Annotated in this window: 20 protein-coding genes, 2 tRNA genes and 1 other RNA gene; 9 read left to right on the top strand and 14 right to left on the bottom strand. The window is 51.9% G+C overall.

Annotation, left to right across the window (positions count from 1 at the left end):
* Positions 1 to 23: 23 nt before the first annotated feature.
* Together leuE and OSH03_RS21585 are read right to left on the bottom strand one after the other, a co-directional pair.
* Positions 24 to 659, bottom strand: a complete 636-nt coding sequence (gene leuE, locus OSH03_RS21590) for a leucine efflux protein LeuE (protein ID WP_028013423.1) — start codon at positions 657 to 659, stop codon at positions 24 to 26.
* Positions 660 to 765: 106 nt separating this feature from the next.
* On the bottom strand, positions 766 to 939 hold the full coding sequence (locus OSH03_RS21585) for a YciY family protein (RefSeq protein ID WP_086379783.1): 174 nt from the start codon (positions 937 to 939) through the stop codon (positions 766 to 768).
* 144 nt (positions 940 to 1,083) lie between these two features.
* On the opposite strand from OSH03_RS21585, the gene cls reads away from it, so the two are divergent.
* Both cls and OSH03_RS21575 read left to right on the top strand, forming a co-directional pair.
* On the top strand, positions 1,084 to 2,544 hold the full coding sequence (gene cls, locus OSH03_RS21580; RefSeq protein ID WP_028013424.1) for a cardiolipin synthase: 1,461 nt from the start codon (positions 1,084 to 1,086) through the stop codon (positions 2,542 to 2,544).
* A 33-nt stretch (positions 2,545 to 2,577) separates the two neighbouring features.
* A complete protein-coding gene (locus OSH03_RS21575) occupies positions 2,578 to 2,907 on the top strand; it encodes an HI1450 family dsDNA-mimic protein (RefSeq protein WP_006810881.1) in 330 nt (109 codons plus the stop codon).
* A 31-nt stretch (positions 2,908 to 2,938) separates the two neighbouring features.
* Here OSH03_RS21575 and OSH03_RS21570 read toward each other — a convergent pair whose 3' ends face one another.
* The 7 genes from OSH03_RS21570 to OSH03_RS21540 all read right to left on the bottom strand — a co-directional run bounded on the left by OSH03_RS21570 (position 2,939) and on the right by OSH03_RS21540 (position 10,828).
* Positions 2,939 to 3,808 (bottom strand): ion transporter, encoded by an 870-nt coding sequence (locus OSH03_RS21570; protein WP_266180057.1) that lies wholly within the window; start codon positions 3,806 to 3,808, stop codon positions 2,939 to 2,941.
* Positions 3,809 to 3,822: 14 nt separating this feature from the next.
* Positions 3,823 to 4,827 carry a murein tripeptide/oligopeptide ABC transporter ATP-binding protein OppF gene (gene oppF / locus OSH03_RS21565; protein ID WP_061097982.1) on the bottom strand — a complete coding sequence of 335 codons (1,005 nt, stop codon included), beginning with the start codon at positions 4,825 to 4,827 and terminating at the stop codon, positions 3,823 to 3,825.
* On the bottom strand, positions 4,824 to 5,837 hold the full coding sequence (oppD, locus tag OSH03_RS21560) for an ABC transporter ATP-binding protein (RefSeq protein WP_061097981.1): 1,014 nt from the start codon (positions 5,835 to 5,837) through the stop codon (positions 4,824 to 4,826). Before oppD ends, oppF begins: the two co-directional genes overlap by 4 nt.
* A gap of 11 nt (positions 5,838 to 5,848) precedes the next feature.
* On the bottom strand, positions 5,849 to 6,757 hold the full coding sequence (gene oppC / locus OSH03_RS21555; RefSeq protein WP_061097980.1) for an oligopeptide ABC transporter permease OppC: 909 nt from the start codon (positions 6,755 to 6,757) through the stop codon (positions 5,849 to 5,851).
* A 14-nt stretch (positions 6,758 to 6,771) separates the two neighbouring features.
* Positions 6,772 to 7,692 (bottom strand): oligopeptide ABC transporter permease OppB, encoded by a 921-nt coding sequence (gene oppB, locus OSH03_RS21550; RefSeq protein ID WP_028013429.1) that lies wholly within the window; start codon positions 7,690 to 7,692, stop codon positions 6,772 to 6,774.
* Positions 7,693 to 7,775: 83 nt separating this feature from the next.
* Entirely contained in the window at positions 7,776 to 9,407 is a 1,632-nt protein-coding gene (gene oppA, locus OSH03_RS21545) for an oligopeptide ABC transporter substrate-binding protein OppA (protein WP_028013430.1), read from the bottom strand.
* Between the two features lie 773 nt (positions 9,408 to 10,180).
* Positions 10,181 to 10,828: a YchE family NAAT transporter gene (locus OSH03_RS21540; protein ID WP_047368710.1), complete on the bottom strand. Its 648-nt coding sequence runs from the start codon at positions 10,826 to 10,828 to the stop codon at positions 10,181 to 10,183.
* 478 nt (positions 10,829 to 11,306) lie between these two features.
* Between OSH03_RS21540 and adhE the strand changes: the two genes are divergently transcribed.
* On the top strand, positions 11,307 to 13,985 hold the full coding sequence (gene adhE / locus OSH03_RS21535) for a bifunctional acetaldehyde-CoA/alcohol dehydrogenase (protein WP_253542328.1): 2,679 nt from the start codon (positions 11,307 to 11,309) through the stop codon (positions 13,983 to 13,985).
* A 65-nt stretch (positions 13,986 to 14,050) separates the two neighbouring features.
* Here the strand turns inward: adhE and tdk are convergent, their stop codons facing one another.
* The gene (tdk, locus tag OSH03_RS21530) at positions 14,051 to 14,665 is read right to left on the bottom strand and encodes a thymidine kinase (protein ID WP_151413128.1); all 615 of its coding nucleotides are present in this window, start codon (positions 14,663 to 14,665) and stop codon (positions 14,051 to 14,053) included.
* 547 nt (positions 14,666 to 15,212) lie between these two features.
* On the opposite strand from tdk, the gene hns reads away from it, so the two are divergent.
* Entirely contained in the window at positions 15,213 to 15,626 is a 414-nt protein-coding gene (gene hns, locus OSH03_RS21525; RefSeq protein ID WP_008502781.1) for a histone-like nucleoid-structuring protein H-NS, read from the top strand.
* 198 nt (positions 15,627 to 15,824) lie between these two features.
* Here hns and galU read toward each other — a convergent pair whose 3' ends face one another.
* The 3 genes from galU to rssA all read right to left on the bottom strand — a co-directional run bounded on the left by galU (position 15,825) and on the right by rssA (position 18,941).
* Positions 15,825 to 16,733, bottom strand: coding sequence for a UTP--glucose-1-phosphate uridylyltransferase GalU (galU, locus tag OSH03_RS21520; protein WP_028013435.1), 909 nt, complete (start codon positions 16,731 to 16,733; stop codon positions 15,825 to 15,827).
* Positions 16,734 to 16,933: 200 nt separating this feature from the next.
* Positions 16,934 to 17,947: a two-component system response regulator RssB gene (rssB, locus tag OSH03_RS21515; RefSeq protein WP_061097977.1), complete on the bottom strand. Its 1,014-nt coding sequence runs from the start codon at positions 17,945 to 17,947 to the stop codon at positions 16,934 to 16,936.
* A 91-nt stretch (positions 17,948 to 18,038) separates the two neighbouring features.
* Positions 18,039 to 18,941: a patatin-like phospholipase RssA gene (gene rssA, locus OSH03_RS21510; protein ID WP_266180056.1), complete on the bottom strand. Its 903-nt coding sequence runs from the start codon at positions 18,939 to 18,941 to the stop codon at positions 18,039 to 18,041.
* Positions 18,942 to 19,055: 114 nt separating this feature from the next.
* Between rssA and OSH03_RS21505 the strand changes: the two genes are divergently transcribed.
* From OSH03_RS21505 to OSH03_RS21485, 5 genes are all read left to right on the top strand, one after another.
* Positions 19,056 to 19,514: a YchJ family metal-binding protein gene (locus tag OSH03_RS21505; RefSeq protein WP_151413125.1), complete on the top strand. Its 459-nt coding sequence runs from the start codon at positions 19,056 to 19,058 to the stop codon at positions 19,512 to 19,514.
* 46 nt (positions 19,515 to 19,560) lie between these two features.
* A complete protein-coding gene (gene purU / locus OSH03_RS21500) occupies positions 19,561 to 20,403 on the top strand; it encodes a formyltetrahydrofolate deformylase (protein WP_003856715.1) in 843 nt (280 codons plus the stop codon).
* A 158-nt stretch (positions 20,404 to 20,561) separates the two neighbouring features.
* Positions 20,562 to 20,646, top strand: a tRNA-Tyr gene (locus OSH03_RS21495).
* Between the two features lie 35 nt (positions 20,647 to 20,681).
* Positions 20,682 to 20,766: transfer RNA gene (locus OSH03_RS21490), tRNA-Tyr, on the top strand.
* Positions 20,767 to 20,810: 44 nt separating this feature from the next.
* Positions 20,811 to 20,941: non-coding RNA, RtT sRNA (locus OSH03_RS21485), on the top strand.
* A 17-nt stretch (positions 20,942 to 20,958) separates the two neighbouring features.
* Here the strand turns inward: OSH03_RS21485 and OSH03_RS21480 are convergent.
* The gene (locus tag OSH03_RS21480; RefSeq protein WP_266180055.1) at positions 20,959 to 21,414 is read right to left on the bottom strand and encodes an Lrp/AsnC family transcriptional regulator; all 456 of its coding nucleotides are present in this window, start codon (positions 21,412 to 21,414) and stop codon (positions 20,959 to 20,961) included.
* Positions 21,415 to 21,488: the final 74 nt, after the last annotated feature.

Raw genomic sequence — 21,488 nt, 5'->3', positions numbered from 1 at the left:
CCAGCAGGAGCCTTTTTTTCACATTAATGCAGTGACGCTAATCGCGCCGCAAACCCGACAAACAGTAGCCCTATCAGCCCGTTCCCCAGCTTTGCCAGCTTCTTTTTGGTTTTCAGATAACGCGTGACAAACGCCCCAGAGAAGATCAGGAAGCTCATGTACATAAAGCTAATCAGCTCAAGCGTAGTGGCGAGGATCAGGAAAGAGGTCCCGGTATTTTGCGCATTCACGTCGATAAACTGCACAAAGAACGAAACGTAGAACAGAATCGCTTTTGGATTGGTCAGGCTCAGGACGAGTGAGCGTTTCATGATCGTGCTGGCAGGCTCGGTTCCGCTCTCTTGAGCGTTATTCTGACGGGTGATCACCGACCAGAGCATTTTGCCACCCAGCCAGAGCAGATAGAAGGCCCCGAGATAGCGCACGATATTAAAGAGTACGGGGGTCGTCTGGATCAATGCCGCAACACCCGCCCAGGCCAGAAACATCAATACCGCATCACCGATAAACACACCGGTCGCGGCAAGATACCCTTTTTTAACGCCGTGACCGATCCCGGTTTTCAGCACAAACAGGGTGTTTGGCCCGGGAACCAGCACGATAAAAAATGCGCCAACAACGTACGTCCAGAAATTCAGTACACCAAACTCCGCAAACACCTCTCCCTCCTTTTGCTAAAAATAACCGGAATATCGCCGCAATAACGATATTCGCAAAATCAGACGCTATAAAATCAGCGGGCACCTTGCGGTGCCCTCATGGGTTTCAGATATCCTGGACTGCGAACAGCAACGCATTGCGGTGCCGGGTCAATCCACATTTTCTGATGGCGTGGATACGCATATTGCGGCGGGATTGTGCTTCCAGCCAACGAGCCTTACGACGACTCACCTGTCGCAACATGCGCCAGCGCCCTACTTCTGTTCTACTGCGCTTCATGTCTACAACTCTTTCTCAAACAGAGCCGCCATTATAAACCCAACCCGGCAGCAAACCAGCGCTTTTACCTGGCGTTTTTATTTGCCAGATGAATCCTGATGCGTACACTCATAACAATACGCTTTCAAAAGGATTTTTTTAACTATGACAACCTTCTACACCGTGGTGAGTTGGCTGGTCATTCTGGGATACTGGCTGTTAATCGCGGGTGTGACGTTACGCATCCTGATGAAGCGCAGAGCCGTACCCTCTGCCATGGCCTGGCTTCTGATCATTTATATCCTCCCACTGGTGGGAATTATTGCCTATCTCTCTTTCGGTGAGCTTCATCTGGGTAAACGCCGTGCCGAGCGGGCGCGCGCCATGTGGCCTTCGACCGCGAAGTGGCTTAACGATCTTAAAGCCTGCAAGCATATCTTTGCCGAGGAGAACAGCAGCGTCGCCTCCTCGCTGTTTAAGCTCTGCGAGCGCCGCCAGGGGATTGGCGGCGTTAAGGGCAATCAGCTCCAGCTACTGACGTCGTCCGACGATGTCATGCAGGCGTTAATCCGCGATATTCAGCTGGCTCGCCATAATATCGAGATGGTGTTTTATATCTGGCAGCCCGGCGGCATGGCTGACCAGGTCGCTGAGTCGCTGATGGCGGCCGCGCGCCGGGGCATTCATTGTCGCCTGATGCTTGACTCCGCGGGCAGCGTGGCATTTTTCCGTAGCCCCTGGGCGGGCATGATGCGCAATGCTGGTATTGAGGTGGTTGAGGCGCTGAAAGTTAATCTTCTGCGCGTGTTTCTGCGCCGGATGGACCTTCGCCAGCACCGCAAAATGGTCATGATCGATAACTATATTGCCTACACCGGCAGTATGAACATGGTTGACCCACGCTTCTTCAAACAGGACTCCGGCGTCGGGCAATGGGTGGATCTGATGGCGCGAATGGAGGGGCCGATTGCCACCTCGATGGGCATCGTTTATTCCTGCGACTGGGAGATAGAGACCGGCAAGCGTATCCTGCCTCCACCGCCGGACGGCAATATCATGCCGTTTGAAGAGGCCAGCGGCCATACAATTCATACCATCGCCTCCGGACCGGGCTTCCCGGAGGACTTGATTCACCAGGCGCTACTGACGGCAACCTACTCCGCGCGTGAATATCTGATCATGACGACGCCCTACTTCGTCCCCAGCGATGACCTGCTGCACGCGATTTGTACCGCAGCGCAGCGCGGTGTCGATGTGAGTATCATTCTGCCACGCAAAAATGACTCCCTTCTGGTGGGCTGGGCCAGCCGAGCCTTCTTTAGCGAACTGCTGGCCGCCGGTGTCAAAATTTACCAGTTTGAAGGCGGGCTATTGCACACCAAGAGCGTGCTGGTTGACGGCGAGTTAAGCCTGGTGGGCACGGTTAACCTTGATATGCGCAGCCTGTGGCTAAACTTTGAAATCACCCTGGTGATTGATGACGCCGGCTTTGGCGGTGACCTGGCGGCGGTTCAGGATGACTATATCTCCCGCTCGCGGCTGCTGGATGCCAGGCTGTGGGTAAAACGTCCGTTATGGCAGCGAATAGCTGAACGACTGTTTTACTTCTTTAGTCCGTTGCTGTAAAACGTGCCCAACGATGTTAAACAGGTAGTCATCATGGAAATGGATCTGAACAATCGCCTGACCGAAGACGAAACGCTCGAGCAGGCCTATGACATTTTTCTCGAACTGGCGGTTGATAACCTCGATCCCGCAGACGTGATCCTCTTTAATCTGCAGTTCGAAGAGCGCGGCGGTGCCGAATTGTTCGACCCTTCAGAGGACTGGGCCGAACATGTGGATTTCGACCTGAATCCTGACTTCTTTGCCGAAGTGGTCATTGGGCTGGCTGATGAAGACGGCGGTGAAATTAACGACATTTTCGCCCGCGTCCTGCTGTGTCGTGAGAAAGACCATAAGCTGTGCCATATACTCTGGCGCGAATAATAAAAAAGGCTGCGATGGCAGCCTTTTTTATTTAATCCGGCAACGCGCTTCCACAGCGGTTGCAAAACCGCGCGCTGTGTTCATGATCTGCCTGGTGGCAGTTCGGACATTTGCGCCGCTGTTTACGGTTCTGAAACGCGCTGCTCATGTGCGTGGTAATAAGCCCCGTCGGAATCGCAATAACCGAGTACCCAATCAGAATCAGCACGGATGCCACTATCCGTCCCAGCGGCGTATGGGGCGTGATATCGCCATACCCCACGGTCGTAACGGTCACTATCGCCCAGTAGACGGACGCGTTGAGCGTCGTGAAGCCATATTTCGGCCCTTCTATCAAATACATCAGCGCACCGAAAACAATCATGACGATGGCAATAAACGAATAGAAGAGAATAAGCTGATGTCGTGCGCTGACGATCGCGCTCCAGAATACGCGCAGCGACGGCATAAAGCGCAGTAACTTCAGGATACGTAATACCCGAATAACGCGCATTGCTCGCCAGGCGAAAACATAGTTGAGGCTAATCTCTGGCCACAGCCACATCACGTAGAGCGGCAGGATCGTCGCTAAATCAATAAAGCCCCAGAAGCTGAATACGTATTTCGCCGGATTGGGCCAGCAAACTACACGCAAAATATACTCAGCGGTAAAGACCAGGGTAATAATAAGTTCCAGCCAGACAAACGCATGCCATTCCTCAAATGTCAGGTGATACTGCGTACCCACACCCGATTCAATAAAGATGACCACTACGCTGAGTAGCGCAAACAGCGCACAAAGACCTTCAAAACGGCGTCCCGATACCGTTTCAGGATCGAATAAAAGATGATAGAGCCGCCGACGGGCTGAGGTGAACAAACGCGACACGGTAACCTCACAAAAAATAAGGGCTGACATCATGTCAGCCCTTGCGATTATAGCGGGTCTACTTTCAGGCAGGAAACCGCATGTCGGAAACTGCCTTCCAGCACCGGTCGCGTTTTCGCGCATTCCGGCCCGGCCATCGGGCATCGCGTGCGGAACACGCAGCCCGACGGCGGATTGATCGGCGACGGCAATTCTCCTTCCAGAAGCTGAATCGTCTTATTCTTTTCCAGGTCCGGATCGGGGATCGGCACCGCCGACATCAGCGCTCTGGTGTAAGGATGCAGCGGGTTGTGGTACACCTCGTCATAGGTTCCCAGTTCCACAGCATGGCCCAGATACATCACCAGCACGCGGTCAGAGATGTGTTTTACCACCGCCAGATCGTGCGCAATGAAGATCAGCGACAGCCCCATTTCGCGCTGCAGTTTCTGAAGCAGGTTGACCACCTGCGCCTGAATCGACACGTCCAGCGCGGAGACCGGCTCATCACAGATAATCAGTTTCGGCTCAAGAATAAGCGCTCGCGCGATGCCAATACGCTGACACTGGCCGCCTGAAAATTCATGCGGGTAACGGTTTATGAGGTTAGGCAGCAGGCCAACTTTCAGCATCATCGCCTTCACGCGGTCGCGCACTTCCTGACGCGGCATCTTAGGATGATAGGTGCGCAGCGGCTCGGCAATAATCTCACCGATGGTCATACGCGGGTTTAATGACGCCAGCGGATCCTGGAAAATCATCTGGATATCGCTGCGCACGTCGCGCCACTCGTCGGGCTTCATGCCCAGCAGATCTTTACCCAGCCAGGCCACTTTGCCGCCGGTGGCTTTCACCAGACCGATAATCGCACGCGCAAAGGTGGATTTACCGCAGCCGGATTCGCCCACCACGCCCAGGGTCTCCCCTTCGTACAGGCGCAGCGTAACGCCATCCACCGCTTTCAGGGTCTTCGGCGGTTGCCAGAACCACTGCTTGCCGTCTTTGATATCGAAATGCACCTTGAGGTCAGCGATTTCGAGCAGCACGTTGCGTTTTTCATCTACTGCGTTCATACCAGCTCCTCCTGCGGCTTAAAGCAGGCGCGCAGACGGCCTGGGGCAAATTCTTCCAGCGGCGGCGCGCTGTTGCAGATCTCCATCGCGTGCGGGCAGCGCGGCTGGAACGGGCAGCCTTTCGGCAGTCGCAGCAGGTTTGGCGGGTTGCCCGGAATGGTAAGCAGGGATTCACCCTCTGCATCAAGACGCGGCACCGCGTTCAGCAGGCCAATGGAGTACGGATGGGCTGGCTGATAGAACACGTCGCGCGCTTTGCCGTATTCCATGGTGCGCCCGGCGTACATCACCAGCACTTTGTCACAGATACCGGCAACCACGCCCAGATCGTGGGTGATCATGATAATCGCGGTGTTGAACTCACGCTTAAGCTCGTTCAGCAGGGTCATGATTTGCGCCTGCACGGTGACGTCCAGCGCGGTAGTCGGTTCATCGGCAATCAGCAGCTTTGGCCGGCACAGCAGCGCCATGGCAATCATCACGCGCTGACGCATACCGCCGGAAAACTCGTGCGGGAACATGCGCATGCGCTTGCGCGCTTCCGGCATTTTTACCGCATCCAGCATTTTAACGGATTCCTCAAAGGCTTCCGCTTTGCCCAGGCCTTTGTGCAGCATCAGGACTTCCATCAGCTGCTCGCCGACGCGCATATACGGGTTCAGCGAGGTCATCGGATCCTGGAAAATCATTGAGATCTGTTCGGCGCGAAGCTTGTTCAGCTCGTGCTCCGGCAGATTGAGAATTTCACGCCCGTTGAATTTTGCCGAACCGCCAATCACGCCGTTAGCGGCCAGCAGGCCCATCAGCGCAAATGCCGTCTGGGATTTTCCGGAGCCGGATTCCCCCACGATCCCCAGCGTTTCACCTTTGCTCAGGTTAAAGTTGAGATCGTTGACCGCGGTCACATCACCGTCCGGGGTTTTAAAGGTCACGCGGAGGTCTTTCACATCCAGCAGAAGGTTGCTCTGCTGTTGCGCCTGAGGCGCGGTGGCCGTTTCAATTATTGTCATGACGGCGCTCCTTAACGGTCTTTCGGGTCGAGGGCATCACGCAGGCCATCGCCGATAAAGTTAAAACAAAACAGGGTGACGACCAGGAAACCCGCCGGATAAAGCAGCAGCCACGGTGAAACTTCCATCGAGTTTGCACCGTCGCTCAGCAACGCACCCCAGCTGCTCAGTGGCTCTTGCGTGCCCAGCCCCAGGAAGCTGAGGAAGGATTCAAACAGAATCATGCTTGGCACCAGCAGTGAGGCATAGACCACCACCACGCCCAGCACGTTAGGCACGATATGGCGAACCACGATATTGCTGGTTGATACGCCCCCTACCTGCGCCGCTTCGATAAACTCTTTGCGTTTGAGGCTCAGCGTCTGGCCGCGCACGATACGCGCCATATCCAGCCAGGAAACCATCCCGATAGCCACAAAGATCAACAGGATGTTCTGTCCGAAGAAGGTCACCAGCAAAATAACGAAGAACATAAACGGGAAGGAGTTCAGGATTTCCAGCAGACGCATCATCACCGAGTCTACTTTGCCGCCAAGGTAGCCGGAAAGCGCGCCGTAAAGCGTCCCCACGATCACCGCCACCAGCGCGGCGGCGATACCCACCATCAGGGAAATACGACCACCAATCGCTACGCGCACCAGCAAATCACGGCCGGATGAATCGGTACCGAAATAGTGGCCGGACTCCATATCCGGCGCGCTGGACATCATGCCCCAGTCCGTATCGAAATAGGTAAATTGCGACAGCATAGGTGCCAGGGTCACAAAAAGCGCGATGACCACCAGAACCGCCAGGCTGGCGACCGCGGCGCGGTTGTGCATAAAGCGACGGCGGGCGTCCTGCCAGAGGCTACGACCTTCTACTTCCAGTTTTTCACTGAAGTTTTCCAGCGCCTCGCTGTTTTTCTTACTCAACATCATGGCGTGCTCCAGCGTTAGTAACGAATTTTCGGGTCGATAACGGCATACAGCACATCGACAACGGCGTTAAAGAGAATGGTCAGCGCGCCCACGAGGATCGTGAGGCTCAGAACGAGCGAGTAGTCACGGTTAAGCGCCCCGTTAACGAACAGCTGGCCAATACCCGGCAGGCCGTAAATTGTTTCGATAACCATTGAGCCCGTAATGATGCCGACGAATGCCGGTCCCATATAGGAGAGCACAGGCAGCAGCGCCGGCTTGAGCGCGTGGCGGAAGATGATCCGGCGCATCGGCAGCCCTTTCGCGCGCGCGGTGCGGATGAAGTTTGAGTGCAGCACTTCGATCATAGAACCACGGGTAATACGCGCGATACTGGCGATGTACGCCAGCGATAATGCCACCATCGGCAAAATCATGAACTTCAGTGCCCCGCCGTTCCAGCCGCCGCCGGGCAGCCATTTCAGCGTGATGGCAAATATCATCACCAGCAATGGCGCGACAACGAAGCTGGGTATGACTACCCCGGTCATTGCCACCCCCATTACGGCATAATCCCATTTGGTATTTTGTCTGAGCGCGGCGATAACGCCTGCGGTGACCCCGAGAACGACGGCCAGAATGAATGCTGCAGCACCCAGTTTTGCCGAGACCGGGAAGCTGGAGGCCACCAGATCGTTAACGGAATAGTCTTTATATTTAAATGACGGTCCAAAATCACCGTGCGCCAGCTGCTTCAGATAGTTGAAGTATTGGGTGGTGATGGGATCGTTTAAGTGATACTTCGCCTCGATGTTCGCCATAACTTCCGGCGGCAGCGTGCGTTCACCGGTAAATGGACTTCCCGGCGCGAGACGCATCATAAAGAAGGAAATCGTAATTAGAATAAATAACGTTGGTATCGCTTCTAGACAGCGACGCAGGATAAATTTCAACATTGCCCGTACCTTCTGGCGTGTGCCTGATGAATGTTACAAAGTAGACACAGTGGGGCAAGCCATGCCCGCCCCACGTATTGCCATTAATGCTTGATAATATAAAGATTTTTAACGGAAATATTATCCAACGGGTCTTTACCGGTATAACCCCCTACCCACGGTTTCACCAGACGGGCGTTAACGTAGTAGTAAACCGGTACAATTGCAGAGTCTTTGTCGAGCTGTTCTTCTGATTTCGCGTACAGCTCTGCGCGCTGCGCATCGTCAGACACTTTCAGCGTTTCAGCGATGATCTTGTCAAACGCCGGGCTCTTATAGTGCGCCGTGTTGTTTGAACTGTCGCTGAGCATGGTGTTCAGGAATGACGTCGGTTCGTTATAGTCCGCACACCAGCCCGCACGCGCCACGTCGAAGGTCCCCTGATGACGCGTATCGAGGAAGGTTTTCCACTCCTGGTTTTCCAGCTTAACGTTCACGCCCAGGTTTTTCTTCCAGATAGACGCGACCGCAATCGCCAGTTTCTTGTGCAGGTCTGATGTGTTGTACAGCAAGTTGAACGTCAGCGGCTTGTCTGCGGTATACCCAGCTTCAGCCAGCAGTTTTTTCGCTTCTTCGTTACGTTTTTCCTGTGACCACTTGAACCACTCAGGCTCAACCAGCTTCATCCCATCGGTATACGGAGGCGTGTAGCTGTACGCCGGCAGATCGCCCTGGTTTTTCACTTTGTTCACGATAATATCGCGATCCAGCGCCAGCTTCAGCGCGGTACGAACGCGCACGTCGGTGAACGGGGCTTTCTGGTTGTTGATTTCGTAGTAATAGGTGCACAGATATGGATCGACGTGAACTTCTTTCGGGATCTCTTTCTTCAGCTTCTGGAACAGTTCAATCGGCATGTTGTTATAGGTCATGTCGATTTCGCCGCTGCGGTAGCGGTTAACGTCGGTCACTTCGGAAGAGATTGGCAGGTAGGTGACCTGATTAATCACGGTCTTCGCGTTATCCCAGTACTGCGGGTTACGCTCAAGCACCATACGTTCGTTGACCACCCAGTCTTTCAGCTTATAGGCGCCGTTGGTCACGATATTGGCAGGCTGCGTCCATTTTTCACCAAATTTTTCCACGGCGGATTTTGGAACCGGCGAGACGGACGGGTGAACCAGCAGCTTATAGAAGTACGGAACAGGTTCGCTCAACGTCACTTCAAAGGTATTAGCATCGATCGCCTTAACGCCCAGGTCGGTGACCGGCTTTTTACCGGCGATGATGTCATCGATATTGGCGATGTGGCCATACTGCAGATAGCTCGCATACGGAGAGGCGGTGTTTGGATTCGCCAGGCGCTGCCAGCTATATACGAAATCTTCGGCGGTAACCGGTGTTCCGTCGGACCATTTGGCATCTTTACGCAGATGGAAGGTCCAGACTTTGAAATCTTTATTTTCCCACTTTTCCGCCACGCCCGGTGCCGGGTGGCCGTCTACGTCAGTCACCAGCAGACCTTCGAACAGGTCGCGGTTAACGTTTGACTCAGGAACGCCTTCAATTTTATGCGGATCGAGAGACTGCACTTCCGCACCGTTGTTACGCACCAGCGTCTGTTTTTCCGCCAGTTGAACACCTGCAGGAACGTCCGCAGCCATTGCAGCGTTGCCCGCGATTAGCGCAGTTAAAATCCCCGCCGCTACCAGATTTTTTTTTGTGATGATGGACATTGTGTTGGTACTCCACTCATTATAATTACTGGCTTTCGCCAGCTGTTAATCCCCTGTTGGGGCCTGTACAGCGCAGGAGTTTTTTTTTGCTGCTGTCAGGTTCTTTTTTTACTTCTTGCTATCACCGACTTTTTTTATTACTGACCGCTCGTATGGCCGTCTTGCGTCGATTCTTGCCAGGCCTCCCCTGTTTGAGACCTGTGCTGGATATCTGAGAAGAGGACTATATGAAAATAATTCTCATCTACTTGTTTTATGCTGCAAAATAGTAGGCCGGAAAGTATCAAATGGCGTAAACACGCGCCAATACATTTTGCAAATTTGTTAAGCAATTCTCTTTTACGGTGCAGGCCGTATCGTCGCGCCCAATCCTTCCATACGTTGAACACCCTAAAAAAATCTTAAAATTCAAACTAATATGGAAAATTATCTCTTCAGGCGCGTCGCTGCGCTATCATCGCGTAGCTTTGTACGAAAATTTAACAATTGATTATTATTTAGCACATTCATCTAACGAAATGTTGAAATTACTAATATCATTTCGGTTATCCCTCAGCAAGCCCAAGACTATCGTGTGAGTAAAATAACAGTGCGTTCGAAGATTTTCTGTGCAGGCAGGCTTGAGGTGAATTCATAACTCTATGAAATATAAGAGATGAACATTATTAGTAGAATTTATTATGATATGTAAGCTTTTCAACTTTATTTATATGATTTACTGATAATGACATAAAAAAAACGGCGCCGAAGCGCCGTTTTTTTCATATGAAATATCAATGTAACAAGCCGGGGAAAATGCTTTTAATACCCGTGACAATGAACTCGATCCCGAGTGCCATTAACAATAGTCCCATGATACGGGTAATAACGTTGATACCCGTCTGCCCCAGCAGGCGCACCAGCCACGGCGCCATGCGGAATACGCCCCAGCAGCAGAGCGCGAAAACGGCAATCGCGACAGAAAAACCAATCAGGTGCATGAGGCTATGGTAACGCGTGCCCCAGACAATCGTCGAACTGATGGCGCCCGGCCCGGCCATGAGGGGTAACGCCAACGGAACCACACCGATACTTTCGCGGATGGCGGTTTCTGACTTTTCCTGCTTGTTCTGCTTATCCTCACCCAGCTTACCGCTGATCATGGACATGGCAATGGTCACCACCAGGATCCCGCCCGCAATGCGGAAGGAGTCAATCGAGATGCCAAAGAGCTGGAGAATGGCATCACCCAGGAAAAGCGAGGTGAGCAAAATGATCGCCACAGACAGGTTAGCGGTAAGATTGGTTTTGTTCCGGGCCGCCGCCGTCTGGTAACTGGTCATACTAATGAAGACAGGAATGATCCCCACCGGGTTGACCAGGGCAAACAGACCGATAAAAAATTTAAAATACGTTGGAAAATCAAAGAGCGTTTGGATCACGTTTTGCTCCGCTTTTGCGCATGCCCGGGACTGATACGTTGTTATGAAAAATCGCGCTGAAGATACGCTTTTTATTAGCATACTTCACCAGAAATCTGTGCCAAAACGTCAGCATTTCAGAATGTTAAACATATGTTGAGACAATGATAGCGCCGCTTCCAATAGTTACTTAATTAATTAACAGTGGAAATTTATCCATCAAATAACCCTGCTGAAAGGTATCAGCTTGGTGGAAAATTGACGCAGATCATGATTTCCGTACTCAGAAGTGAGTAATCTTGATTACGCCCCCAGGGAGGTCACCTGACAAAAAGGGATGATGCTAAGGTAAGGCTCTTTTAGTAAATTAGTGTACTGGAGCATAAAGTAACCCTTTGTTTTACTTTATGTAACGCAAGTCGTATTGGCACTGTCTATACTGTCTGACGTATCGAGCGCTGGTTTACTAAAAGAGTTTAAACATTATCAGGAGAGCATTATGGCTGTTACTAATATCGCTGAACTGAACGCCCTCGTCGAGCGCGTTAAAAAGGCCCAGCGTGAATATGCCAATTTCACCCAAGAACAGGTTGATAAAATCTTCCGCGCGGCCGCTCTGGCTGCTGCAGATGCTCGAATCCCTCTCGCTAAAATGGCCGTTGCCGAATCTGGCATGGGTATCGTTGAAGATAAAGTGATCAAAAACCACTTTGCTTCTGAGTATATCTACAACGCCTATAAAGATGAGAAAACCTGTGGCGTTCTGTCTGAAGACGACACCTTCGGGACGATCACCATCGCCGAACCTATCGGCATCATTTGCGGTATTGTTCCAACGACTAACCCAACTTCAACGGCTATCTTCAAATCGCTGATCAGCCTGAAGACCCGTAACGCAATCATCTTCTCTCCACATCCACGTGCGAAAGACGCGACAAATAAAGCAGCAGACATCGTTCTGCAGGCAGCAATTGCTGCGGGCGCACCAAAAGATCTGATTGGCTGGATCGACCAACCTTCTGTTGAACTGTCTAACGCGCTGATGCATCACCCGGACATTAACCTGATTCTGGCGACCGGTGGTCCTGGCATGGTTAAAGCAGCATACAGCTCCGGTAAACCAGCAATCGGTGTAGGCGCAGGTAACACCCCTGTTGTTATCGATGAAACCGCTGACATCAAACGTGCTGTTGCGTCTGTTCTGATGTCTAAAACCTTCGATAACGGCGTTATCTGTGCATCTGAACAGTCTGTAGTTGTTGTTGATTCCGTGTACGACGCAGTACGCGAACGTTTCGCCAGCCACGGCGGCTACCTGCTGCAGGGCAAAGAGCTGAAAGCGGTTCAGGACATCATCCTGAAAAATGGCGCGCTGAACGCTGCTATCGTAGGTCAGCCAGCCTATAAAATCGCTGAACTCGCAGGCTTTACCGTTCCGGCGACCACCAAGATCCTGATCGGTGAAGTTAAAGTTGTCGACGAAAGCGAGCCGTTTGCTCACGAAAAACTGTCTCCTACGCTTGCGATGTACCGTGCGAAAGATTTCGAAGACGCGGTAGAAAAAGCCGAGAAGCTGGTTGCCATGGGCGGTATCGGTCATACCTCATGTCTGTACACCGACCAGGATAACCAGCCTGAGCGTGTTGCCCACTTCGGCCAGATGATGAAAACTGCCCGTATCCTGATTAACACCCCTGCTTCTCAGGGTGGTATCGGTGACCTGTATAACTTCAAACTCGCACCTTCCCTGACTCTGGGTTGTGGTTCCTGGGGTGGTAACTCCATCTCTGAAAACGTTGGTCCAAAACACCTGATCAACAAGAAAACCGTTGCTAAGCGAGCTGAAAACATGTTGTGGCACAAACTTCCGAAATCTATCTACTTCCGCCGTGGCTCTCTGCCAATCGCGCTGGATGAAGTGATTACTGATGGCCACAAACGTGCGCTCATCGTGACTGACCGTTTCCTGTTCAACAACGGCTACGCTGACCAGATCACCTCTGTGCTGAAAGCGGCTGGCGTCGAAACTGAAGTGTTCTTTGAAGTTGAAGCTGACCCAACCCTGAGCGTTGTACGCAAAGGTGCTGAACTGGCGAATTCCTTCAAACCAGATGTGATTATCGCACTGGGTGGTGGTTCCCCAATGGACGCCGCGAAAATTATGTGGGTTATGTACGAACATCCGGAAACCCACTTCGAAGAGCTGGCGCTGCGCTTTATGGACATCCGTAAACGTATCTACAAGTTCCCGAAAATGGGCGTGAAAGCGAAAATGATCGCCGTCACCACCACTTCCGGTACCGGTTCAGAAGTGACACCATTTGCGGTGGTAACGGATGACGCAACAGGTCAGAAATACCCGCTGGCTGACTACGCGCTGACGCCAGATATGGCTATCGTTGATGCCAACCTGGTAATGGAAATGCCGAAGTCTCTGTGTGCGTTCGGTGGTCTGGATGCGGTGACTCACGCGCTGGAAGCCTACGTTTCTGTACTGGCGTCTGAGTTCTCTGACGGTCAGGCTCTGCAGGCTCTGAAACTGCTGAAAGAAAACCTGCCAGCGTCCTACAATGAAGGTTCTAAAAACCCTGTAGCACGTGAACGTGTCCACAGTGCAGCAACCATCGCCGGTATCGCGTTTGCGAACGCCTTCCTGGGTGTCTGCCACTCTATGGCGCACAAGCTGGGTTCACAGTTCCACATTCCTCACGGTCTGGCGAACGCCCTGTTGATCAGCAACGTTATCCGCTATAACGCTAACGACAACCCAACCAAGCAGACTGCGTTCAGCCAGTACGACCGTCCGCAAGCGCGTCGTCGTTATGCTGAAATCGCTGACCACCTTGGTCTGAGCGCACCGGGCGACCGTACTGCTGCGAAGATTGAGAAACTGCTGGCATGGCTGGAAAGCCTGAAAGCTGAATTGGGTATTCCTAAATCTATCCGTGAAGCAGGCGTTCAGGAAGCTGACTTCCTCGCTCACGTAGACAAGCTGTCTGAAGATGCCTTCGATGACCAGTGTACTGGTGCTAACCCGCGCTACCCACTGATCTCCGAGCTGAAACAGATTCTGCTGGATACCTACTACGGTCGTGAGTTCAAAGAAGGTGACGTTGCTGCTGTGAAAACAGACGCTCCGGTCATTAAAGCTGACAAGAAAGCGAAGAAAAGCGCTTAACTGACAGCATGATGAAAAAACCCGCCATACAGGCGGGTTTTTTTATGTCTGAATATCAGCGGATATTATTTTCTGTTGTCGTGCTGGATCGCCGTCAGCGAGCCTACGGACAACGCTTCCTTATAATGCTTACGACAGACCGACACATAGCGTTCATTGCCGCCAATCACCACCTGCTCACCGTCCGCGTAAGGTTTTCCGGCCTGGTCCAGACGAAGCACCATGCTGGCCTTGCGTCCGCAAAAACAGATAGTTTTCAGTTCAACCAGCTTATCTGACCATGCAAGCAAATACTGGCTTCCGGCAAACAGTTCCCCGCGGAAGTCCGTACGCAGCCCGTAGCACAGAACGGGGATATCGAGTTCATCAACCACTTCAGAGAGCGCATGCACCTGTTCACGCGTCAGGAACTGGCTCTCATCCACCAGCACGCAATGAATGGGCTCTGACGCATGCGCAGCGCGGATATCCTGTAGCAGGTCGGTTTGCGGGTTAAACAGCCTGGCTGGCGAAGAGAGGCCTATTCTGGAACTCACCTTCCCTGCACCGAAGCGATCGTCGATTTCAGCGGTATAAACTACGGTACGCATTCCTCGTTCCTGGTAATTGTATGAGGATTGCAGCAGCGCGGTGGATTTCCCGGCATTCATTGCCGAATAGTAGAAATAAAGTTGTGCCATTGGCCGTAAAACCCTAATCAATGTGTAATATTCCCGATGATTCATTGTACCATATTTTGTCTGGTCATCAGCGACGCGCCGCACAAACGATGCCGTGCTGAAAGGTGTAAAACACCCCCTTCTCGCAAAAATAATCCGCTAAAACAGAGAGTAAAGGCGGTCATGCGGGTGAATAGGTTATATGGTTAGCCAAACATAACACTTCTTTTTATAGTGGAATCTGCGTTCATTAAAATTCACTATTTATTAACTATTCCTGCCTTAACACCGTCGCCAGGAACTAATACAAAAGGCTGATATTTATCCGCCGAAACTATAATTCCTGCGGTAAATGTCACAAAAAAAGATGCAAGCGGCGGGGTTAAGCAGGTTATCGTGATAACAAGCGAGACTGTCAAAGAGGAAATTTAAGTTAGCGTAATTAATAATAGCGGCTTTATTTAGTATTTTTTGAATTCCTTACATTCCTGGCTATTGCACATCTGAATTTATGGCTCTATTATTAGGTCAACAAACCACCCCCCATTATAAGTTTGAGATTACTACAATGAGCGAAGCACTTAAAATTCTGAACAACATCCGTACTCTTCGTGCGCAGGCAAGAGAATGTACCCTTGAAACGCTCGAAGAAATGCTGGAAAAATTAGAAGTTGTAGTTAATGAACGTCGCGAAGAAGAAAGCGCTGCTGCTGCTGAAATCGAAGAGCGTACGCGTAAACTGCAGCAATATCGTGAAATGCTGATTGCTGATGGTATCGATCCAAATGAATTGCTGAACAGCATGGCTGCTGCAAAAACCGGTACCAAAGCAAAACGCGCTGCCCGTCCTGCTAAATATAGCTATGTTGATGAGAACGGCGAAACTAAAACCTGGACCGGCCAGGGCCGTACTCCTGCTGTAATCAAGAAAGCCATGGATGAGCAAGGTAAACAGCTGGATGACTTCCTGATCAAGGATTAATCACGCCGAATTCAGAAAAATCCCGCCTCTGGTGGGATTTTTTTTGCCCGCAATTTATCACAAACATCCTCTTACACTCCGTCATAAAGCGTTATTCGCCTATTTAGTTTTGCTTACAAACAGGCTGGTCATGCTGTTTTATGGGCATAAAAAAACCGGTGGGCAGCGCCACACCGGTTTCAGAGATTTACGCCTGGATTATTTCTTAATACCCATACTCTCTTTGAGCCAGCCTTTAAATTCTTCACCCAGCGTATTATGGCGAATGCCATATTCAACGAACGCCTGCATATAACCGAGCTTATTACCGCAGTCATGGCTCTTACCTTTCATGTGGTAAGCCTCAACGGTCTCTTTCTCGATCAGCATATCAATGGCATCCGTCAGCTGGATTTCATCCCCTGCTCCTGGAGGCGTTTTCGCCAGCAGAGGCCAGATTTCAGCACTCAGGACATAGCGACCCACCACCGCCAGATTAGACGGCGCTACGTCGGCTTTAGGCTTCTCTACGACACCAACCATTGGCACGCTTTCGCCTGGCTCAAGGTTCACGCCCTTACAGTCAACCACACCGTAAGCGGTCACGTCTTCAACTGGCTCAACCATGATCTGGCTGCAGCCCGTTTCGTCGAAGCGATGGATCATCTCAGCCAGGTTATCCTGGGAAAGATCGGATTCATATTCATCCAGAATCACGTCAGGCAGAATAACCGCGACAGGCTCATCACCCACAACCGGGTGTGCACACATAACCGCGTGGCCCAGACCTTTAGCCAGCCCCTGACGAACCTGCATAATGGTGACGTGCGGAGGGCAAATAGACTGAACTTCTTCTAACAGCTGACGCTTAACGCGTTTTTCCAGCATGGCTTCGAGTTCAAAACTTGTATCGAAGTGGTTTTCGATAGAGTTTTTAGATGAATGCGTAACGAGCACAATTTCAGTGATGCCGGCCGCGATACACTCATTAACGACATACTGGATTAATGGCTTATCAACCAGAGGCAGCATCTCTTTAGGAATCGCCTTAGTTGCTGGTAACATCCTGGTCCCCAATCCCGCTACCGGGATGACGGCCTTTCTGACTTTCGAATTTAGGGCAGCCATTCAAATTCTCCTGAGCTGTTCAAGTTTTGAACTTTTATGCAATAAATAACGCGTTGAGTATATCAGCCTCGCCCCGCAGTCCGGGTCTGAAAAGAACGCGTTGCCGATCAATTAGGACAAATACGCATGAATCTGGGCAGCGATAGTAGCACTCCCGAGAAAACACAGGTAAAGCAATCTTAAAATTAAGATCCAATTGCTTATTCCGTGGACAACATTAAGCGTAGCCTTCCCCCGGCACCCCAAATTTGGCACTGCCAGGAAGAACAGCGATGGCTAATTTGATTGAGATACGCCGTTCCCAGTGTTCCAAGCGGCACACCGTTACTCACCTGAATATGGTGTTCTCCGGTATTCAGTGACGCGTTGAGGCCTGCTGAAACGAGGATAAGATTCTTTAAACCGCTATGGTAATAACCAACCAGCAGCGGGAACTGTCCGGGTAAATTGGCCTGACGAAAAAGCTGGTTTACCTGTTTGAGTAAACTGCCTAACTCAGGGAGCCGTTGTCCCTGATGCGATAACTGTTCCTGCAATAATCCATTAAAGAGCGCACGAAGTAACAGCGCGGCTAATACGCCATTATCCCCTGCACGGGTTACGTCCAGAGAATAAAATGCGAGGTCGGAATCAGACAGAGGTGCAATATCCAACACCAGCCCGGGCTGATCGGCCGCCACCAGCTGACGATAATTTACGCGGCAGTGGGAAATAGTTTGCTGAACGGGAGGCTGAAGTTCTTGCAGCAATTTCGCCGCCGCTGGCGGATTACTCACCAGCGCGTCCCAGTCCTGAAAAAGACGTTCCTCTTCCTCAACGCGGGAATTAAACATATTCGGATAAAGGCACGCTAATACCGTTTCACGTAACCGGCTCAGGTCTTTGACGGGTTTTAGCAGAATATCCTGAACGCCAAGACGTAATGCTTTGGCAATATCCGCCATATTCTCTGTCGCGGAGATCACCAGAATGGGCATCTGGTCACCCTCATTGCGCAGATGCTCGACCAGTTTCAGCCCATTCATTCGCGGCATCGCGATGTCGCAAATCATCAGATCGGGCGTAATACCGGTCATTTTTTCCAGCGCGTCGACACCATCTTCAGCCAGTAAAGTGTTTGCTCCCAGCGAGGATAACCACGAATCCAGTAGCGATCGGAAAACGGGCTCGTCTTCAACAATCAAAATGTGTTTTCCGGCCAATGGCTGCGTCATGGTTCCTCCCCTGGCTGACAGTTACTAAATAGTGGCATGCTATCGGCACTATCGCCTGTCAGATTTTGCTGAAGTAGTCAAAAAAAGGTGCTTAACGTGCTGTTCGCACAAACGGCAGCAACTCGTCTATTTTCTTTTCGACGGCTAGCGAGCCCGCTGCGATGGCGGCCTCAGCCCGATGGAAATCAAGGGTAGAGATTTGCGGACAGTAAGGCTGAATAAGAATATCCGGAGGATCGCCTGCCATACGGTTACGTTTAAGGCGATTCTCAAGAACCTGAATTGAGGTGGTCATGATTTCCATAGCCGTCGGCGCGGCAACCGAGCGTCGTGCGGCCAGGCGACCAATTCTTCCGCGCAGGCGCTCATGCCAGGCAAGCTTCTCGACGTCGGCATCTTCGCCCTGCAGATTGACCGACATAAGGTCTTGCTGCATCAGATGAGCATCGTGCTGCAAATCAACGGCGATGACGATGTCGGCCCCCATTGCACGCGTCAGAGAGATGGGTACCGGGTTCACGACGCCACCATCCACAAGCCAGTAACCGTTATGGGGCACGGGGGCCATAAGCCCGGGAATACTGCATGAAGCACGCACCGCAAGGTGAATATCCCCTTCGGTCAGCCAGAGTTCACGGCCTGTGCTGAGATTGGTTGCGACGGCGCCAAAAGGCATCCGGCAGTCAGTAAAATCTTCGAGAGGCATCACCCGGCGGAACTGGTTAAAGACGCGTTCACCGCGCAACAGCCCACCGCGCTGCCAGGAGAGATCCATCAGACGCAGCACGTCCCAATAGCTGAAGGAGCGCACCCAGGTTTCGAGATCCGGAAGCTTGCCGCACGCGTAGGCGGACCCGACAAGCGATCCTATTGAACATCCTGCAACGATATCAACGTCAACGCCCATCTTGTTTAAGGCATTAATCACGCCGATATGAGACCATCCCCGGGCTGCACCTGATCCCAGCGCCAGTCCAATTTTAACCTTTCTCATTAGCCCTGTTTTACTTCCCCTGGATTCCTGACATAGCGTCAACGCAACTGCTCAGTTAACATAGTGCTACCCGAGGCGTTTTACGCCCTTATTTTTTGTTCCAGGAAGAGAATCGTGTCTCAACTCTGCCCTTGCGGTAGCGCTCTGGAGTATAGCCTATGTTGCCAGCGATATCTTTCTGGCAATCAGGTTGCACCGGATCCGTCACACCTCATGCGTTCACGGTATACTGCTTTTGTGATCAAAGACGCAGACTACCTGATAAAAACCTGGCACCCGTCCTGCCACGCCGCCGATTTCCGACAGGAGATCGAAGCCGGGTTCGCCAACACCCGCTGGCTTGGACTTACCGTGTTTGAATCCTCACCAGGCAGCCACGACGACGAAGGCTTTGTCAGCTTTGTTGCCCGTTTTACAGAGAACGCAAGGCCCGGCGCCATTATCGAGCGTTCCCGGTTCTTAAAGGAAAGCGGGCAATGGTATTATATTGACGGTACGCGTCCACAGTTTGGTCGTAACGATCCCTGCCCTTGTGGTTCAGGAAAAAAATTCAAAAAGTGTTGCGGGCAGTAACGCCTGACAACCCAGACTTCGCAATTACAAACAGGATTTCCCGGCGATGCAATCATTACAACGTAAAGTTCTGCGCACTATCTGTCCCGATCAAAAAGGGCTGATCGCACGAATTACCAATATTTGCTACAAGCATGAACTGAATATCGTGCAGAACAACGAGTTCGTTGACCACCGTACCGGTCGCTTCTTCATGCGCACCGAGCTGGAAGGCATTTTCAACGACACCACCCTGCTGGCCGATCTGGACAGCGCGCTGCCGGAAGGCTCCGTGCGTGAGCTGAATCCTGCAGGCCGTCGTCGCATTGTGATTCTGGTGACGAAAGAGGCTCACTGCCTGGGCGATCTGTTGATGAAAGCCAATTACGGCGGTCTGGACGTGGAAATTGCCGCCGTTATCGGCAATCACGAAACCCTGCGCACGCTGGTTGAGCGTTTTGATATTCCGTTTGAGCTGGTGAGCCATGAAGGCCATACCCGTGAAGAGCACGACAACCTGATGGCTGCTGCCATTGAAGCGCATAACCCGGACTACGTGGTGCTGGCGAAATACATGCGCGTGCTGACGCCTTCCTTCGTGGCCCGCTTCCCGAACAAGATTATCAATATCCACCACTCGTTCCTGCCGGCCTTTATTGGCGCGCGTCCTTATCACCAGGCGTACGAGCGCGGCGTGAAGATCATCGGCGCCACCGCGCACTACGTGAATGACAATCTGGACGAAGGCCCAATCATCATGCAGGACGTGATTCACGTGGATCACACCTACACCGCAGAAGATATGATGCGCGCCGGACGTGACGTTGAGAAGAACGTGTTGAGTCGTGCCCTGTATCAGGTGCTGGCGCAGCGTGTCTTTGTCTACGGTAACAGAACTATCATTCTTTAATCTTTCGGAAAATGAATTGATTAGCTTTGCGCCTTTACGGATAAAAAGCAGGCAAACAGCTTCATTTCCCTAAAGGAATGCTTTACAGGGGCGTCTCATTTGATATGATGCGCCCCGCTTCCATCAGGAAGCAGGCCAGTTAAAAAGCATTACCCCGTGGTGGGGTTCCCGAGCGGCCAAAGGGAGCAGACTGTAAATCTGCCGTCATCGACTTCGAAGGTTCGAATCCTTCCCCCACCACCATCTCTCAGCACGACCTCAAAATTTGAATTACCCCTGGTGGGGTTCCCGAGCGGCCAAAGGGAGCAGACTGTAAATCTGCCGTCATCGACTTCGAAGGTTCGAATCCTTCCCCCACCACCATCACCTTCAAATGACGCTAAGCTTTCCGTTCGCAGCGAACATCATGCATTTCCGTACGGGGAAGGATGAGAAGCTTCGACTAAGGTTCGATTCGAGCGTAGCGAGAAAGCGTTGCCGCAGGCAACGACCCGAAGGGCGAGGCGCAACGCGCCGAGTCATCCTTCCCCCACCACCATCATTCCCAAACGACTCTTAACTTTCTGTTCGCATCGGCGGCAACCGGCGCTTTACCGGCGAACTTTTCACAATCGACGTATTACACTGGGCATGTTCCGCCAGCCCGTCCAGCAGCGCATCAAGCTGTTCGATTGACCGCACCACCAGCCTGATGACGAAGCAGTCTTCCCCGGTCACCTTGTCGCTCTCAATACACTCCGGCATCGCCTGTATGTATTTATCCACCTTATGCAACAGCCCCGGCAAAGGCCGCACGCGTACCAGCGCCTGCAGCGTATACCCCAGCGCCGCGAGATTCACCCGTGCGCCATATCCCTGAATCACGCCCCGCTCTTCCAGCCGCTTCAGACGCTCTGCCGTGCTGGGTGAGGTCAGGCCGATGCGGCCGCTGAGCACCTTCAAAGACATGCGCGCATCTTCAACCAGGCAGGCTAAAATTTGCCGGTCGATATCATCAATAAGGTATTCCACTCGTTTCACCTAATTTTAAAAAGCAGTTAACTTCTTCAACCTTATATCACCCCTGTAAAACCTGACAGCGTTTT

It is taken from the genome of Enterobacter nematophilus (assembly GCF_026344075.1).
In the GTDB taxonomy this organism is placed as follows: domain Bacteria; phylum Pseudomonadota; class Gammaproteobacteria; order Enterobacterales; family Enterobacteriaceae; genus Enterobacter; species Enterobacter nematophilus.
This window is presented reverse-complemented; position numbering and strand designations above follow the sequence as displayed.

What these genes read in the sequence shown, in the direction of transcription:
- OSH03_RS21585 (WP_086379783.1), bottom strand. Translation starts at nt 939, where the DNA reads ATGAAGCGCAGTAGAACAGAAGTAGGGCGCTGGCGCATGTTGCGACAG.
- rssA (WP_266180056.1), bottom strand. Translation starts at nt 18,941, where the DNA reads ATGAGAAAGGTTAAAATTGGACTGGCGCTGGGATCAGGTGCAGCCCGG.
- oppD (WP_061097981.1), bottom strand. Translation starts at nt 5,837, where the DNA reads ATGACAATAATTGAAACGGCCACCGCGCCTCAGGCGCAACAGCAGAGC.
- tdk (WP_151413128.1), bottom strand. Translation starts at nt 14,665, where the DNA reads ATGGCACAACTTTATTTCTACTATTCGGCAATGAATGCCGGGAAATCC.
- rssB (WP_061097977.1), bottom strand. Translation starts at nt 17,947, where the DNA reads ATGACGCAGCCATTGGCCGGAAAACACATTTTGATTGTTGAAGACGAG.
- oppF (WP_061097982.1), bottom strand. Translation starts at nt 4,827, where the DNA reads ATGAACGCAGTAGATGAAAAACGCAACGTGCTGCTCGAAATCGCTGAC.
- OSH03_RS21575 (WP_006810881.1), top strand. Translation starts at nt 2,578, where the DNA reads ATGGAAATGGATCTGAACAATCGCCTGACCGAAGACGAAACGCTCGAG.
- purU (WP_003856715.1), top strand. Translation starts at nt 19,561, where the DNA reads ATGCAATCATTACAACGTAAAGTTCTGCGCACTATCTGTCCCGATCAA.
- adhE (WP_253542328.1), top strand. Translation starts at nt 11,307, where the DNA reads ATGGCTGTTACTAATATCGCTGAACTGAACGCCCTCGTCGAGCGCGTT.
- cls (WP_028013424.1), top strand. Translation starts at nt 1,084, where the DNA reads ATGACAACCTTCTACACCGTGGTGAGTTGGCTGGTCATTCTGGGATAC.
- oppC (WP_061097980.1), bottom strand. Translation starts at nt 6,757, where the DNA reads ATGATGTTGAGTAAGAAAAACAGCGAGGCGCTGGAAAACTTCAGTGAA.
- galU (WP_028013435.1), bottom strand. Translation starts at nt 16,733, where the DNA reads ATGGCTGCCCTAAATTCGAAAGTCAGAAAGGCCGTCATCCCGGTAGCG.
- oppA (WP_028013430.1), bottom strand. Translation starts at nt 9,407, where the DNA reads ATGTCCATCATCACAAAAAAAAATCTGGTAGCGGCGGGGATTTTAACT.
- oppB (WP_028013429.1), bottom strand. Translation starts at nt 7,692, where the DNA reads ATGTTGAAATTTATCCTGCGTCGCTGTCTAGAAGCGATACCAACGTTA.
- hns (WP_008502781.1), top strand. Translation starts at nt 15,213, where the DNA reads ATGAGCGAAGCACTTAAAATTCTGAACAACATCCGTACTCTTCGTGCG.
- OSH03_RS21570 (WP_266180057.1), bottom strand. Translation starts at nt 3,808, where the DNA reads ATGATGTCAGCCCTTATTTTTTGTGAGGTTACCGTGTCGCGTTTGTTC.